The sequence below is a fragment of the Caulobacter sp. DWR2-3-1b2 genome, assembly GCF_049896345.1.
Lineage (GTDB): Bacteria > Pseudomonadota > Alphaproteobacteria > Caulobacterales > Caulobacteraceae > Caulobacter.
Genome location: NZ_JAFCUC010000001.1, coordinates 967,528 through 981,071, shown reverse-complemented (window position 1 = coordinate 981,071; position 13,544 = coordinate 967,528). Strand labels below are relative to the sequence as shown.

Below are 13,544 nucleotides of genomic sequence, written 5' to 3'. Positions count from 1 at the left end.
GCGTCCTTCGCACTCGCAACCAAGGCCGATGCGTAAGGTTTGCGCATCCCTGGCAAAAGCGGCGAGGCTAGGTCTGGCTGACCCTGCGGAACACCGCCGAGGCCGCGGCGACCAGGGCGCCGTCGGCGGCGCGGACCTCGGCTTGGGCGAAAATCAGGCTGCGGGTCGAGCGCTCGATCCAGGCCTTGCTCGACGGCAGGTTCAACGCGTCCACTTGGGGCAGCCCGGCATAGTCGATGGTGATCGAGGTGGGCAAGGTCGCGGGGCCAGCGATCTCCCACAGGGCGTCTTCAAGCAAAGCAGCGGTTGAAACTGTCATGTAGCGTCCATGGCCCCGCTCCCTTTTAACCAAAAGGGGCACGCGAAGAAAAAGGGCGGCGGAACAGGCCCGCCGCCCCATCAGGCGAATGTTCGAGGAAATAGCCAGACAGGGCGAGCAAGCGCCCGTACGCGTCCAGGTACTGGGAAAAGCTTACTTGGCCGCCAGGGCGGAGCCGCCCTTGGCCGCGACATTGCAGCGGGTCAGGTCGTCGGCGTCCAGCGACTTGGTCTCGCCACCGAAGGCGGCGACGCGGCCGACTTCCTTGGCCAGGACCTTGCACGACCCGGCGGTCAGGGCCCGCGACGGGGCGGCGGTCGAAACGCATTCAGCGCCTTCGCAGACGAAGACCGCGCCGCCAGCGACGACCTTGGTCTTGGCGGCCAACGGGTTTTCCAGGGCGACGGCGATGCGGCCATCGGCCAGGGCGGCGCCGGCGAACATGGAAACGGACAGGGCGGCGCAAGCCGCCAGGGTGCGGAGCTTCATGATGAGCCCTCCAGACATGCGGGGAGTAGGAATGATCGATGATCGGCGAAAAGCGAGTTACTGGTCGTTCGATCCGGGGATGGTCAGCATCGGTATCCCCACCGGTGCTTCGGATCAGAACTAAGCACTGCTTAGATATCAGTGTTCAGGGATTGCGCAAGCGTATTTGTTTCGCATGAGCATTTTTTAATGAAACGGGCGTTTCAGTCCGGCGCCACTCGGCCAGCTGCCGCCAAGCCGGATGTTCCGCCACGTCAGGGTTGGCGGGGGAGCGTCGCGGGCGCACGTTCCGAAAAACGGCTTCTAAGGGAGGCGCCGCCATGGACTTCAACCTGCCGCCGGAACTGACGGCCTATCTGGCGACGCTCGACGCTTTCATCGAAGCCGAGATCGCGCCGCTGCAGGCCGAGCACGACAATGAGCGCTTTTTCGACCACCGCCGCGAATGGGCCCGCACCGATTGGGACGGCGGCGGCCTGCCGCGCCGCGATTGGGAGGAGCTTCTCGCCAAGGCGCGAGGCCTCGCCGACGCCGCCGGCCACTACCGCTTCGCCCTGCCCCGCGAATACGGCGGCCAGGACGGCTCCAGCCTGTGGATGGCGGTGATCCGCGAGCACCTGGCGGCCAAAGGCCTGGGTTTGTTCAACGACCTGCAAAACGAGCACTCGATCGTCGGCAACAATCCGTTCGTGCTGATGATCCGCGACTTCGGCCGGCCCGACCAGCAGCACCTGATCCCCGACATGCTGGATCGCCACGCCTTCCGCCCGACTTTCGGCCTCACCGAGCCCAACCACGGCTCGGACGCCACCTTCATGGAGACCCGCGCCGTCCGCGAGGATCACAACGGCGTCGCTGGCTGGCGGATCGACGGCGAGAAGATGTGGACCACCGGCATGCACGCCGCCACCCACTGCGCCCTGTTCGCCCGCACCAGCGGCGAGGACGGCTCGGCGCGGGGCATCACATGCTTCCTGGTGCCGGCCCATGCGCCCGGCGTGAAGATCGAGGAATATCTCTGGACTTTCAACATGCCGACCGACCATCCCAGGGTCAGCTTCACCAGAGTCTGGGTTGCGGACGACGCGATGTTCGGCGCCGAGGGCGGCGGCCTGGCCCTGGCCCAGCACTTCGTGCACGAGAACCGCATCCGCCAGGCCGCCTCCAGCTTGGGCGCGGCCAGCTTCTGCATAGAAGAAAGCATCAAGTACGCCCGCGCCCGCAAGCCGTTCGGCAAGCCGTTGGCCGAGAATCAGGCGATCCAGTTCCCGCTGGTCGAGCTGTCCACCCAGGTCGAGATGCTGCGCCTGCTGATCCGCAAGACCGCCTGGGAAATGGACCATATGTCCAAGCCCGAGGTGGAAAAGCGCCTCTCCGACAAGGTGTCGATGTGCAACTACTGGTCCAACCGCCTGGTCTGCGAGGCCGCTGACCAGGCCATGCAGGTTCACGGGGGCCTGGGCTATTCGCGTCACAAGCCGTTCGAGCACATCTATCGCCACCACCGCCGCTACCGGATCACCGAGGGGTCCGAGGAGATCCAGATGCGCAAGGTGGCCGCCTGGCTGTTCGGCTACATGGGACCGAGAAAAGCGGCGTTCGCGGACCTGTAGAGATGGGGACATGCCCTTGGGCGTGTCCCCATGCCGGGCGCGGAGCTTACGGGTGGGGACATGCCACAACGGCATGTCCCCACCCGCAGGTCGTCATCCTGTTTGCATCCACGCGCGCCCCGTTCTTAAGTGCGCTTCGACAAAGCGGCGCAATCGCCGCATCCAAACAGGCCTCGAGGGACTTCCATGCGGATGCTGAAAACGATCGCCCGTCTCGCCCCCGTCATTGCAACCGTTTTCGTGGGGGCCGCCCTGCTGGCCGGCTGCGGCGTCAACAAGATCCCCACCCAGGACGAGGCGACCAAGACCGCCTGGGCCGAGGTGCAGAACCAGTACCAGCGCCGGGCGGACCTGATCCCCAATCTGGTCGCCACTGTGAAAGGCTACGCCGCCCAGGAAAAGAGCGTGCTGGTCGAGGTCACCGAGGCCCGCGCCAGCGCCACCCAGGTCAAGGTTGACGCCTCGACGATCACCGATCCGGCCAAGTTCCAGGAATATTCCGCCGCCCAGGACAAGCTGTCGGGCGTGCTGGGCCGGCTGATGATGATCCAGGAAAGCTATCCGGACCTGAAGTCCAACCAGAACTTCCTGGCCCTGCAGAGCCAGCTGGAAGGCACGGAGAACCGCATCGCCATCGCCCGCCGCGACTACAATCAGACCGCCCAGGTCTACAACACCACCCTGCGCACCTTCCCCAGCGTGCTGTGGGCCAAGACCCTCTATAGCGGCCAGAAGCCGGCCCAGCTGTTCCAGGCCACGGCCACGGCCCAGTCCGCGCCCAATGTCGACTTCAGCGCCCCGCCGGCCCCGACGGTGAACACCGGGCCCGCGCCGGCCCCGGCCCAGTAAATTGCTTTCTTATTTCCACTCATCCCGGCGAAAGCCGGGACCCAAGCCGAGTCTCCGATCGGAGCGCCGCGTCACAACTGCCCGCCCGGCTTGGGTCCCGGCCTTCGCCGGGATGAAGGGATTTATGGGCGCGCTTTTGGCGGCGCTCGCCTTGCTCGCTGGACCCGCCCTAGCCGCCCCTACCTTCCCGGCCCTGAGTGGCCGTGTCGTCGATGCCGCCAATGTCCTGTCGCCCCAGGTCGAGACCGAGCTGACCACCAAGCTGCAGGCCCTCGAACAGACAACCGGCCGCCAGTTGGTGGTGGTCACTCTGCCCAGCCTCCAGGGCTACGACATCGAGGACTATGGCTACCAGTTGGGCCGGGCCTGGGGCATCGGCGAGAAGGGCAAGAACAGCGGCGTCATCCTTCTGGTCGCCCCCACCGAGCGCAAGGTGCGCATCGAGGTCGGCTACGGCCTGGAGCCAATCCTCACCGACGCCCTGTCCAGCGTCATCATCCAGAGCGCGGTCCTGCCGAAGTTCAAGGCCGGCGACCTGCAGGGCGGGATCGTCGACGGGACCGACGCCGTCATCCAGCAACTGGCCCTGCCCGAGGACGAAGCCAAGGCGAAAGCCCAGCAGGCCTTCGACGTGCCGGCCACCGAGCGGTCGAGCGGCGGCGGGTCGATCTGGCCGCTGATCATCGGCCTGTTCCTCGTCGTCTTCATCGTTAGCCGCCTGTTCCGAGGCCAGCGCGGTGGCCGGTCGTCCGGCCTGGGCGGCGCCCTGCCGTGGATCATTCTCAACGGCCTGCTGAGCGGCGGCGGAGGCCGAGGCGGCGGCGGCGGCGGCGGCGGCGGCTTCTCAGGCGGCGGCGGATCGTTCGGCGGCGGCGGATCGTCGGGGAGCTGGTGATGAAGACCCTTTCAGAAGCCGATCAGGCCCGCATCGCCCAGGCCGTGGCCGAGGCCGAGAAGACCACGGCCGGCGAAATCTTTTGTGTGCTGGCTCCCGAGGTCGGCGACGACCGTCAGCCGCCGCTGATCTGGGCGTTCGGCGCGGCGCTTCTTCTGCCGGCCCTGGCCCTGTTGGCCGGCTTCCGGCCCGAAATGCTGACCCGGCTGTTCGGCGGCTGGACCGTGGGACACGCCGCCGCCCATGACGCGGCGATCCTGTCGGCCCTGCTGACCTATGCCGCCCTGCAGGCGGCGACCTTCGTCGTGGCGGCCCTGATCCTGGCCATACCGCCGGTTCGCCGCGCCTTGAGCCCCGCCTCGGCCAAGGCGGCCCGCGTGCGCCAGGCGGCCATGGACTATTTCCTGGCCAAGGACCTCCACCTGACCCGCGACCGCACCGGCGTGCTGATCTTCGCCGCCCTGGCCGAGCACCGCGTGGAAGTGATCGCCGACGAGGGCATCTATGCGCTCGCGCCGAACGCCGTGTGGGACGAGGTGGTCGCCGACCTCACAGCCGGCCTCAAGCGCGGCGCGATCGCCGATGGCTTCGTGGCCGCCGTGGCGCGCACTGGCGCGATCCTGGCCGCTCACGTCCCGCCGCGTCCTGGCGACAGTAATGAGCTGCCAGACAGCTTGACGGTTCTGCCGCACTAAACGCCAAAGCACGCCTTCCCCAAGCGTCATCTTTCCCCCGCCCAAATCCGAGTCTAGGGTGGCCACAAATTCAAACTAACGTTTAAAGGGGAGTGCGCCCAATGCGCGAAGCGGTCATCGTCTCTTACGCTCGTACCGGTCTGGCCAAGTCCGCCCGAGGCGGCTTCAACAACACCCACGGCGCGGCCATGGCCGGCCACGCCATCCAGCACGCCGTGTCACGCGCCGGTCTGGAAGGCGCCGAGGTCGAGGACGTGGCCCTGGGCTGCGGCGGTCCCGAGGGCGCCACCGGCATGAATGTCGCCCGCAACGCCGCCATCTGGGCCGGCCTGCCGGTCACCACCTCGGGCCAGACCATCAACCGCTTCTGCTCGTCGGGCCTGCAGGCCATCGCCACGGCCGCCAACTATGTCCGCAACGACGGCGCCAATGTCGCGATCGGCGGCGGCGTCGAGTCGATCTCGCTGGTGCAGGGCGGCGGTCACATGAACCGCTTTCACATCACCGAAGAAAAGCTGATGCGCGAGAAGCCGGCCCTGTGGATGGCGATGATCGACACCGCCGACATCGTCGCCAAGCGCTACAATATCAGCCGCGAATACCAGGACGAATACGCCCTGCGCAGCCAGCAGCGGATCGCCGCCGCCCAGGCCAGCGGCCTGTTCGACAACGAGATCGTGCCGATGGCCACCAAGATGAAGGTGGTCGACAAGGTCACCAAGGAAGAGAGCCTCGTCGACTACGTGGTCACCAAGGACGAGTGCAATCGTCCCGAAACCACCCTGGAAGGCCTGGCCAGCCTGAAGCCGGTGATGGGCGACGGCAATTTCGTCACCGCCGGCAACGCGTCGCAACTGTCGGACGGCGCCGCCGCCGTGGTGATCATGGACGCCAAGGAAGCCGCCCGTCGCGGCCTGGAGCCGCTGGGCCTGTTCAAGGGCTTCGCCGTCGCCGGCTGCGAGCCTGACGAGATGGGCATCGGCCCGGTGTTCGCCGTGCCCCGTCTGCTGGAGCGCCATGGCCTGAAGGTCGACGACATCGACCTGTGGGAGTTGAACGAGGCCTTCGCATCGCAGTGCCTCTACAGTCGCGACCGCCTGGGCATCGATCCCGAGAAGTACAACGTCAATGGCGGCTCCATCGCCATCGGCCACCCCTTCGGCATGACCGGCGCCCGCTGCGCCGGCCACCTGCTGCTGGAGGGCAAGCGTCGCGGCGCCAAGCTGGGCGTGGTGACCATGTGCATCGGCGGCGGCATGGGCGCGGCGGGGCTGTTCGAGATCTTCTAGCCAGGGCGGGAACAACGATCGGGAACAGGCCGACGGGCATGTTCCCGATCCGTGAAAACGACGCCGCCGGGTTCGCGCCCGGCGGCGTTTTGCGTTTGGCTGTTCAAACCAAGGCCTGTTTCGTCAAGAGGAGAAGGCCGCGCGAGCGCAATTTTCCGGGGCGCGGCGGCGACCCTTGAACGCCGGATAATCGCAACCATCTTTGTTGCCGATCGACCATCCAACGTGGCCGAGGCACCTTCAGGACTCGCCGCCATGGCCGCCATCAAGTCGCTGTTCGCCCTGCTCGCCGTCGCCGCCGTGTCGATCGGCTTGCTGCTGCCGGTCCCCGGCGTCCACAAGGACGTCAACATGCAGGGCCGGTACGAGCTGATGGACGTGGCGAACTAGGCTCGCCGGCGCCTAGGGCTGCTGGGCCGCCAGCGCCGCCGGCCGATCCGCGCAGCCTTTCAGCACCTCGCCATTCAGCGTCGCCTCGGCGCGATAGGCGTATTTTCGATCCGACATGCCGTCCGAACAGGCCTCGGGCGTCAGCTTGATGACCATGTGGCCCACGCCCCACGCGCCGACGTCGTCCTCGACCTTCACGCCGGTGTTGGCCGCGGTGACCTCCGACTGATCGGGGCGCGACAGGCTCAAGCCGTCGGCCCTGATCTTTCCGCCCCAGAACGGCTCGGTCCCCACCAGGTTGAAGTCGCCGGAGAAGTCCGGGCCGGGCGGGGCTGTGGCTGGCGCATCGGCCGGAGCCGAGGACGCGCCCTCGGACGCCCCCATCGGCGCCTCACCGCACGCCGCAAGCAACAGGATCGAGCAAACGGCGACGGTGGGACGAAGCATGGTGGCGCTATCCTCATTGGGCCAGCTCACGCTAGACTCCTCCGCGATGAATCGGAACGGCTCTCCTACCTTCTACGAATTCTTCGCCGGCGGCGGCATGGCGCGCCTGGGCCTGGGCGAGGCCTGGACCTGCGCCTTCGCCAACGACTTCGACCCCGTGAAGGCGAAGACTTATCGCGAGAATCACGCAGACGCCGGCTCTTCCAATGGCGAGGGGCACTTCCACGAAGGCGACGTCTGGAAGATTGCGCCGGCCGACCTGCCCGGACAAGCCGACCTCGCCTGGGCCTCCAGCCCCTGCCAGGACTTCAGCCTGGCCGGGGCCCGCGCCGGTCTGCAAGGCGGCCGCTCCTCGGCCTTCTTCGGGTTCTGGAGGCTGATGGAGGCGCTGAGCGCTGAAGGTCGCGGCCCCGACACCGTGGTGGTCGAAAACGTGGTGGGCCTGCTGACCTCGCATGGCGGCGCCGACTTCACCACCCTGTGCCGGGCGCTGTCCGAGCAAGGCTACCGCTTTGGTGCGCTGGAGATCGACGCGGCGCGGTTCACACCCCAGTCACGGCCCCGGGTGTTCGTGATCGCCACGCGGCTGCCGGTCGAGGGCCTGTCCGGCGAGAGCGCCTTCCACACCCGCGCCGTGCGCGAAGCCCATGCCCGCCTGCCCGCCGATTTGCAGGGCGCCTGGACCTGGTGGGGCCTGGCTGCGCCGCCGGCCCGCAATACCGACCTGGCCGCCGTGCTTGAGACCGACGACCACATGGCCTGGCGAACCGACGTGGCCACCCGGACCCTCCTCGACCTGATGGCCCCAGCCCATCGCGCAGCCGTCGAGGCTCGCAGGGCCTCGGGCGAACGCGCGGTCGGCGCGGTGTTCAAGCGCATGCGCGGCGGCGAGCAGCGGGCCGAGGTGCGGTTCGACGGCCTGGCCGGCTGCCTGCGCACCCCGCGCGGCGGCTCCTCGCGCCAGACCCTACTGGTGATCGACCGGGGACAGGTCCGTTCGCGTCTTATCAGCCCCCGTGAGGGCGCCCGGCTGATGGGTCTGCCCGACAGCTATCGTCTGCCCAGGAGCCAGACCGCCGGCCTGCATGTGATCGGCGACGGGGTGGCGGCCCCGGTGGTGCGTTGGCTGGCGGAACAGCTTCTGACCCCGCTCGTCCTCAGGAAATCTGCGCGCCTCGCCGCCGAATGACCCGCTGACACGCCAAATCCCACGGCCTAAGGTGGGTTAAACCCAGGGCCGGCCCCAAACCTCCGACAGCGAGACTTCCCATGGACGACGCCTCCTCGACCTACGACGCAGCGCGGTTCAAGCGCAGCGGCCGCGGCAAGATTTACGACTCGATCCTCGATACGGTGGGCGACACGCCGCTGGTGCGCCTGCCCAACCTGACCGCCGAGCTGAAGCCCCAGGGCACGGTCGTGGCCAAGCTGGAATTCTTCAACCCGCTGGCCTCGGTCAAGGACCGGATCGGCGTGGCCATGGTCGAATATCTGGAGGCCAAGGGCCTGCTGCAGCCGGGCGGCGTCATCGTCGAGCCGACCAGCGGCAATACCGGCATCGCCCTGGCCTTCGTGGCCGCCGCCAAGGGCTACAAGCTGACCCTGGTCATGCCCGAGAGCATGTCGATCGAGCGCCGCAAGATGCTGCTGCTGCTGGGCGCCAAGCTGGAGCTGACCCCGGCCGAGAAGGGCATGCGCGGCGCCGTAGCTCGCGCCCAGGAGATCATCGACGCTACCCCAGGCGCGGTGATGCCCCAGCAATTTGAAAACACCGCCAACCCGTTGATCCACCGCGTCTCGACGGCGGAAGAGATCTGGAACGACACCGCCGGCGCCGTGGACGCCGTGGTCTCGGGCGTCGGCACCGGCGGCACCATCAGCGGCATCGGCCAGGTGCTGAAGGCCCGCAAGCCGGGCCTGAAAATGGTGGCGGTCGAACCGGAAGCCTCGGCAGTGCTGTCGGGCGGCGCGCCCGGTCCGCACAAGATCCAAGGCATCGGCGCCGGCTTCGTGCCGGGCATCCTGGATCGCGGCGTGATCGACGAGATCATCCAGGTCAGCAACGACGACAGCTTCGCCATGGCCCGCAAGGCGGCCGCCACCGAGGGCCTGCCGGTCGGCATCAGCTCGGGCGCGGCCCTGACGGCGGCTTTCGACCTGGCGATGCGCGACGAGTACGCCGGCAAGCTGGTGGTGGCGATCATCCCGAGCTTCGCCGAGCGCTACCTCTCGACCGCGCTGTTCGAGGGACTCTGATCTGACCCCGGGGGCGACGGTCGTCTGTCGCCCCCGCGCGTTACAAGGCCATGACCGCCACGACCACCGACGTTTATGACGCCGCCAAGCGCTCGGCGGTGATGGCGCGGGTGAAGAGCACCGGCACCAAGCCCGAGCTGCTGATCCGCCGGATCCTCACCGACCTGGGCGCGCGGTACCGCCTGCACCGAAAGGACCTGCCGGGCTCGCCCGACGTGGTGATGCCAGGACGCCGGCTGGCGATCTTCGTGAATGGCTGTTTCTGGCACGGGCACGACTGCGCGCGCGGGTCGCGAGTTCCCAAGGCCAATCGCGACTACTGGGTCGCCAAGGTGGCGCGCAACGTGGCGCGCGACCAGCGGAACCTCACTGACCTGACGGCGGATGGCTGGCGGGTGGAGACGGTGTGGGAGTGTCAGATGAAGGATCGGGAGGCGTTGGAGGGCAGGTTAGCGGAGGTGCTCAAGAAATCCTCCTCCTGTGGGGGAGGATTTGATTAAGCCGCCGCCGCGCTTATCACCCCCGCCGACAGCACTTCACTGAGCGCCGTATAGAGCTGGCTGGGGTCGATCGGCTTGGCGACGTGGGCGTTCATGCCAGCGGCGTGGCAGGCTTCCCAGTCTTTCGGCGTGGCGGAGGCGGTGACGGCGATCACCGGGATGTCGCGGTTGGGACCTTCGCTCGCCCGCAGTTGCCGGGTGGCGTCGCGGCCGCCCATGCCGGGCATGTAGATGTCCATCAAGATGACGTCGAACATTTCGGACTGCAGCAGCTCCAAGGCCCGCTCGCCGGATTCGGCCAGGGTGGGCTGGATGTCGAAGGATTGCAAAACCAGCTCGATGGCCCGGCGGTTGACCACGTGGTCGTCGACCACCAGCACCCGGGCGCCAGCGATCGAAGCGCCGGCGACGCGGTCGTCCGCGCGCTCGGCCGCTTCGACGCGGATTTCCAGCCGGAACTTTGAACCCTTGCCGGGCTTGCTGGTCACCGTCAGGTCGCCGCCCATCAGGCGCGCCAGCTCGCGGCTGATCACTAGGCCAAGGCCCGAGCCGCCATGCTCGCGCACCACGGCCGAGGCCAGTTGGTCGAACGGCGTGAACAGCCGGTCCAGTTGCTCTTCGCTCAGGCCAGGCCCGGTGTCGGCGACCACGACCTCGAAGATCAGCGCCTCGCCGTCTTCGCGCGCGGCCAGGCGCACGGTGACCGCGCCGCGCGGCGTGAACTTGATGGCGTTGGACAGCAGGTTGTTGAGTACCTGGCGCAGGCGCATGGGATCGCCGGCCACCCAACGCGGCAGATGCGCCGCGCCCTCGACCCGCAGACGCAGGCCCTTCTTTTGGGCGTCGGGGCGCCAAAGGCGCAGGGTGTCGGCCATCGATTGGCGCAGGTCGAACGGGACCTTTTCGACACCCATCCGTCCCGCGTCGAGACGCGACAGGTCCAGCAGGTCATTGAGCAGGGTGCGCATCATGGCGCCGGCGTCGCCGATCAACTGGGCGTGGGTCTTGGAGGCCGCGTCGGGCACGTCGCTGTGCAGGCGCGCGGCGCCGGCCAGGATGGCGCTGATCGGGGTGCGCAGCTCATGGCTGATCATCGCCACGAAGGCCGACTTGGCCGCCACGGCTTCCTCGGCCTCGTGCCGCCGACGCTCGGCCTCGTCCTTGGCGGCGGCCTCGGCATTCATGGCCTTCTCCAGGGTGCGGCCCGCCACCGCGACCGAGATGATCAGCAGGATGACGCCGAACCACAGGGCGTTGGCCAGGGGGGCGCCGGGATTGGCGGCCCTGGCCACGAACGGCACGATCATCAGATAGATCAGGTGGGGCGCGGCGGCCGAGATCGTCGCCGACCTCAGGCTGCTGTTGACGACGATGACATTGAGCAGGGCCCCGGCCAGCAGCAGGCCGCCCAGGGTGGGGGCGAAGCGCTCGTGCGAGGCGAACAGCGGCAAAGCGAGAAAACCGAAGATCGCCGAGGTGACGACCGGCATGATCCCCACCGCGATCCGCCGCCAGCCCTGGAAGCCGACCCCGGGATGCTTGATCGCCGCCTGGATCAGAAAAAGCTCCACCAGTTGGGCGCTCGCATAGACGCCGGCCCAGACCCAGGTCCAGGCGGCGCCGATGAAGACGTGCAACATCAGGGCGATCATCACGGTGGCGAGCACGCGCAGATAAACGTTGCCCCGCCGCGCGATCGCCGCCCGCACCTCACCCGACTGATGTTCGTTGATGCTCACGCCGCCCCCGGGTGATCCCGCGACCCCCGTCGCGCGATGGACCTAGCTCATAGCATAGAACGCTTTGACTAAGAGGGGATGAAAGCCGGCGTCTCATCGGCGCGCCTCTTGGCGCGTGGCGACCGAAACCAACCTGCTACGTTGCCCAACAGGGGCTTTTTGACCGCGAGCGCGACATAAGGTGAGATTCTCGACCGTTCCTTGTCCCGTGGTTCCAGACGGCGTGGCCGGGCGGACGCCGAACTTTCTCTGCAGCGACAACGGGTCGCAGCCTTAGATCTGCATCAGCTTAAGCCGCGCACCGGCGCCGGAGACAAGGGTGAGGGCCGATCCGGGCAGGTCCAGGGTCTTGGCGAGGAAGACCAGCAGGCCAGCGTTAGCGGCGCCCTCGACGGGCGGGGCGGCGACCCGCACCTTCAGATAGGGTCGTCCGCCGGCCTCGACCACTCAGCTGTCGACGCCGCTCTATCGCCGCGCGGGGTATGTCCGCACGGCGATGTGTGGCTAGCCCAGGACGAGGAGCGGCGGGGCCAGATAGACGTTGAACAGGATGCGGATCACCGTCAGGGCCAACCAGGCGACGACCGGGCTGAAGTCGATGCCCCCGAGCGGCGGGACCACGCGCTGGATCGGACGCAGCACCGGGTCGGTGACTCGCTCCAACATGGTCAGCACCTGGAAGACAAAGTGGTTGCGGGTGTTGATGATGTCGAACTGCACTAGCCAGCCGACGATCGCCCTGGCGAAGATGAAGAAGATGGCCATGCCGATAACGGTGTTGACCAACCAGACGATAGCCGAGCCCATGGGCGTTCCCTACGTGACGTTATGGAGACGCATGTAGCCCTTCGGCCGTATCGCGCCAAGGACGCAACACCGTGCTTGACGCATAAGCCGCCCCGCCGTATTCCCCCGCTTCCTTGGGGCCGTAGCTCAGATGGTAGAGCGCCTCGTTCGCAATGAGGAGGTCAGGGGTTCGATTCCCCTCGGCTCCACCAAGGACTGCTCTTAAGATACGAATTCTACTCAGCAACTCCATGCCAGGCGCTGCGCGATCCCACAGACTTCCCCTCATTTTTATCGCGCTAGAGTGACACCTCATGCGGCGGTTTGGAGCGGATAGGGGCCGGCGCCGTTCATCTATTGAGCTTGGCCGCGCAGCTTGGATTTAGTACCTTATAGACGAGCAGACACCTTTTCCTGATGCGCGGTCCCTCCAGGTCCGGGACGCTATCTCTGGCGCGCGCGCCACCATGGGCGGAACGGCCGTCACGAATTGTCGCGGGCGTCGATGCCATGCAGCCATTGAAGCCAAGGCGCGAGGACAGGGGCCGGCACGGTGACCACCGATCTTCTCTGGACGTTCGTCGCCTTGGCGCTGGCCCCCTGCATCGGGAGCTTCGCCGGCTACGGCGCCCTGGCCGCGATCGCGGTCGCCTACGAGAAGCTGCGCGGCCGGCAGGCATGGGGGACCGCGATCCGCGCCTCCTGGGCGCGATCGGCGCGTGGGTCGGATGGGGCGGACTGCCCTCGGTCTTGGTCTGGGCCTGCGGCGCCGGACTGGGCTTGGCGGCGTCGACATGACGCATCGTGGACAGAGGAGGCCTCGAACGGCCGATCCGCACACCTGTGGATTTCCACAGGCGCGTTGCCACTTCCTTCGGATGGCAGTCGCCCTTACTCGACGCTGCGGCGCGCCTGTTACGCAGCGACAACCGAAACAAAGAGGCTGCGCTGCTCCATTTCAAGCCTGTTCTCCAATGAAGCTGTATTGGTAACGGATTCGACGGGTCTGGATCGCGCCGAGGATGCGCTCGATCTCGACGAAGGTTAGTTCGAACTCAGCGTGCCGTTGGCGACGCAAGTGTCCGCACAGGGGATCGTACTTGGCCATCCATTCAGCATGACGGAACGCGCCATGCTCCCTAAGAGCGCCACTCGGCCGCAATGGTGGGCGAACGTGACTGACTCCGACATGACCCATTTTCAGCGCAAGGCCTGGCGCGAGGCGGGCTACGACGCCTTCCCTCGTCGGCGGGGATCGCGTGAGGTTTAGGCGATCG

Annotated in this window: 15 protein-coding genes, 1 tRNA gene and 1 pseudogene; 11 read left to right on the top strand and 6 right to left on the bottom strand. The window is 67.3% G+C overall.

Going from position 1 to position 13,544, the window contains the following annotated elements:
* Positions 1–67 precede the first annotated feature (67 nt).
* Together ACP694_RS04780 and ACP694_RS04775 are read right to left on the bottom strand one after the other, a co-directional pair.
* On the bottom strand, positions 68–319 hold the full coding sequence (locus ACP694_RS04780) for a hypothetical protein (protein WP_426010828.1): 252 nt from the start codon (positions 317–319) through the stop codon (positions 68–70).
* A 153-nt stretch (positions 320–472) separates the two neighbouring features.
* Entirely contained in the window at positions 473–808 is a 336-nt protein-coding gene (locus ACP694_RS04775) for a CC_3452 family protein (RefSeq protein WP_426010826.1), read from the bottom strand.
* Positions 809–1,128: 320 nt separating this feature from the next.
* On the opposite strand from ACP694_RS04775, the gene ACP694_RS04770 reads away from it, so the two are divergent.
* The 6 genes from ACP694_RS04770 to ACP694_RS04745 all read left to right on the top strand — a co-directional run bounded on the left by ACP694_RS04770 (position 1,129) and on the right by ACP694_RS04745 (position 6,539).
* Positions 1,129–2,421, top strand: a complete 1,293-nt coding sequence (locus ACP694_RS04770) for an acyl-CoA dehydrogenase family protein (RefSeq protein WP_426010824.1) — start codon at positions 1,129–1,131, stop codon at positions 2,419–2,421.
* Between the two features lie 186 nt (positions 2,422–2,607).
* Positions 2,608–3,270 carry a LemA family protein gene (locus ACP694_RS04765; protein ID WP_426010822.1) on the top strand — a complete coding sequence of 221 codons (663 nt, stop codon included), beginning with the start codon at positions 2,608–2,610 and terminating at the stop codon, positions 3,268–3,270.
* Between the two features lie 124 nt (positions 3,271–3,394).
* Positions 3,395–4,165, top strand: coding sequence for a TPM domain-containing protein (locus ACP694_RS04760; RefSeq protein WP_426010821.1), 771 nt, complete (start codon positions 3,395–3,397; stop codon positions 4,163–4,165).
* Positions 4,165–4,860, top strand: coding sequence for a TPM domain-containing protein (locus ACP694_RS04755; RefSeq protein ID WP_426010819.1), 696 nt, complete (start codon positions 4,165–4,167; stop codon positions 4,858–4,860). Before ACP694_RS04760 ends, ACP694_RS04755 begins: the two co-directional genes overlap by 1 nt.
* Before the next feature lie 101 nt (positions 4,861–4,961).
* Complete coding sequence (locus ACP694_RS04750; protein ID WP_426010817.1) at positions 4,962–6,149, top strand: acetyl-CoA C-acyltransferase; 1,188 nt, start codon at positions 4,962–4,964, stop codon at positions 6,147–6,149.
* A 255-nt stretch (positions 6,150–6,404) separates the two neighbouring features.
* A complete protein-coding gene (locus ACP694_RS04745; RefSeq protein ID WP_426010816.1) occupies positions 6,405–6,539 on the top strand; it encodes a hypothetical protein in 135 nt (44 codons plus the stop codon).
* Positions 6,540–6,551: 12 nt separating this feature from the next.
* On the opposite strand, the gene ACP694_RS04740 is transcribed toward ACP694_RS04745, so the two are convergent.
* Positions 6,552–7,016: a COG3650 family protein gene (locus tag ACP694_RS04740; RefSeq protein ID WP_426010815.1), complete on the bottom strand. Its 465-nt coding sequence runs from the start codon at positions 7,014–7,016 to the stop codon at positions 6,552–6,554.
* A 16-nt stretch (positions 7,017–7,032) separates the two neighbouring features.
* Between ACP694_RS04740 and ACP694_RS04735 the strand changes: the two genes are divergently transcribed.
* The 3 genes from ACP694_RS04735 to ACP694_RS04725 all read left to right on the top strand — a co-directional run bounded on the left by ACP694_RS04735 (position 7,033) and on the right by ACP694_RS04725 (position 9,742).
* Positions 7,033–8,175, top strand: coding sequence for a DNA cytosine methyltransferase (locus tag ACP694_RS04735; RefSeq protein ID WP_426010814.1), 1,143 nt, complete (start codon positions 7,033–7,035; stop codon positions 8,173–8,175).
* Positions 8,176–8,255: 80 nt separating this feature from the next.
* Positions 8,256–9,242: a cysteine synthase A gene (gene cysK / locus ACP694_RS04730; protein ID WP_426010813.1), complete on the top strand. Its 987-nt coding sequence runs from the start codon at positions 8,256–8,258 to the stop codon at positions 9,240–9,242.
* Positions 9,243–9,292: 50 nt separating this feature from the next.
* Positions 9,293–9,742: a very short patch repair endonuclease gene (locus tag ACP694_RS04725; RefSeq protein WP_426010811.1), complete on the top strand. Its 450-nt coding sequence runs from the start codon at positions 9,293–9,295 to the stop codon at positions 9,740–9,742.
* Here the strand turns inward: ACP694_RS04725 and ACP694_RS04720 are convergent.
* The 3 genes and pseudogenes from ACP694_RS04720 to ACP694_RS04710 all read right to left on the bottom strand — a co-directional run bounded on the left by ACP694_RS04720 (position 9,739) and on the right by ACP694_RS04710 (position 12,288).
* Positions 9,739–11,394, bottom strand: coding sequence for an ATP-binding protein (locus ACP694_RS04720; protein WP_426011294.1), 1,656 nt, complete (start codon positions 11,392–11,394; stop codon positions 9,739–9,741). The two genes, ACP694_RS04725 and ACP694_RS04720, sit on opposite strands and share 4 nt — an antisense overlap.
* 360 nt (positions 11,395–11,754) lie before the next feature.
* Positions 11,755–12,017, bottom strand: a pseudogene (locus tag ACP694_RS04715) (DUF167 domain-containing protein).
* Entirely contained in the window at positions 11,986–12,288 is a 303-nt protein-coding gene (locus ACP694_RS04710) for a YggT family protein (protein ID WP_426010809.1), read from the bottom strand. Before ACP694_RS04710 ends, ACP694_RS04715 begins: the two are co-directional and overlap by 32 nt.
* 115 nt (positions 12,289–12,403) lie before the next feature.
* Between ACP694_RS04710 and ACP694_RS04705 the strand changes: the two genes are divergently transcribed.
* Positions 12,404–12,479, top strand: a tRNA-Ala gene (locus ACP694_RS04705).
* Positions 12,480–12,820: 341 nt separating this feature from the next.
* Entirely contained in the window at positions 12,821–13,315 is a 495-nt protein-coding gene (locus tag ACP694_RS04700) for a hypothetical protein (RefSeq protein ID WP_426010807.1), read from the top strand.
* Positions 13,316–13,544 lie beyond the last annotated feature (229 nt).

Bases quoted from the DNA above. Each gene is read 5' to 3' on its own strand.
- ACP694_RS04780 (WP_426010828.1), bottom strand. From the start codon at position 319: ATGACAGTTTCAACCGCTGCTTTGCTTGAAGACGCCCTGTGGGAGATC.
- ACP694_RS04775 (WP_426010826.1), bottom strand. From the start codon at position 808: ATGAAGCTCCGCACCCTGGCGGCTTGCGCCGCCCTGTCCGTTTCCATG.
- ACP694_RS04770 (WP_426010824.1), top strand. From the start codon at position 1,129: ATGGACTTCAACCTGCCGCCGGAACTGACGGCCTATCTGGCGACGCTC.
- ACP694_RS04765 (WP_426010822.1), top strand. From the start codon at position 2,608: ATGCGGATGCTGAAAACGATCGCCCGTCTCGCCCCCGTCATTGCAACC.
- ACP694_RS04760 (WP_426010821.1), top strand. From the start codon at position 3,395: ATGGGCGCGCTTTTGGCGGCGCTCGCCTTGCTCGCTGGACCCGCCCTA.
- ACP694_RS04755 (WP_426010819.1), top strand. From the start codon at position 4,165: ATGAAGACCCTTTCAGAAGCCGATCAGGCCCGCATCGCCCAGGCCGTG.
- ACP694_RS04750 (WP_426010817.1), top strand. From the start codon at position 4,962: ATGCGCGAAGCGGTCATCGTCTCTTACGCTCGTACCGGTCTGGCCAAG.
- ACP694_RS04745 (WP_426010816.1), top strand. From the start codon at position 6,405: ATGGCCGCCATCAAGTCGCTGTTCGCCCTGCTCGCCGTCGCCGCCGTG.
- ACP694_RS04735 (WP_426010814.1), top strand. From the start codon at position 7,033: ATGAATCGGAACGGCTCTCCTACCTTCTACGAATTCTTCGCCGGCGGC.
- cysK (WP_426010813.1), top strand. From the start codon at position 8,256: ATGGACGACGCCTCCTCGACCTACGACGCAGCGCGGTTCAAGCGCAGC.
- ACP694_RS04725 (WP_426010811.1), top strand. From the start codon at position 9,293: ATGACCGCCACGACCACCGACGTTTATGACGCCGCCAAGCGCTCGGCG.
- ACP694_RS04720 (WP_426011294.1), bottom strand. From the start codon at position 11,394: ATGATCGCCCTGATGTTGCACGTCTTCATCGGCGCCGCCTGGACCTGG.
- ACP694_RS04710 (WP_426010809.1), bottom strand. From the start codon at position 12,288: ATGGGCTCGGCTATCGTCTGGTTGGTCAACACCGTTATCGGCATGGCC.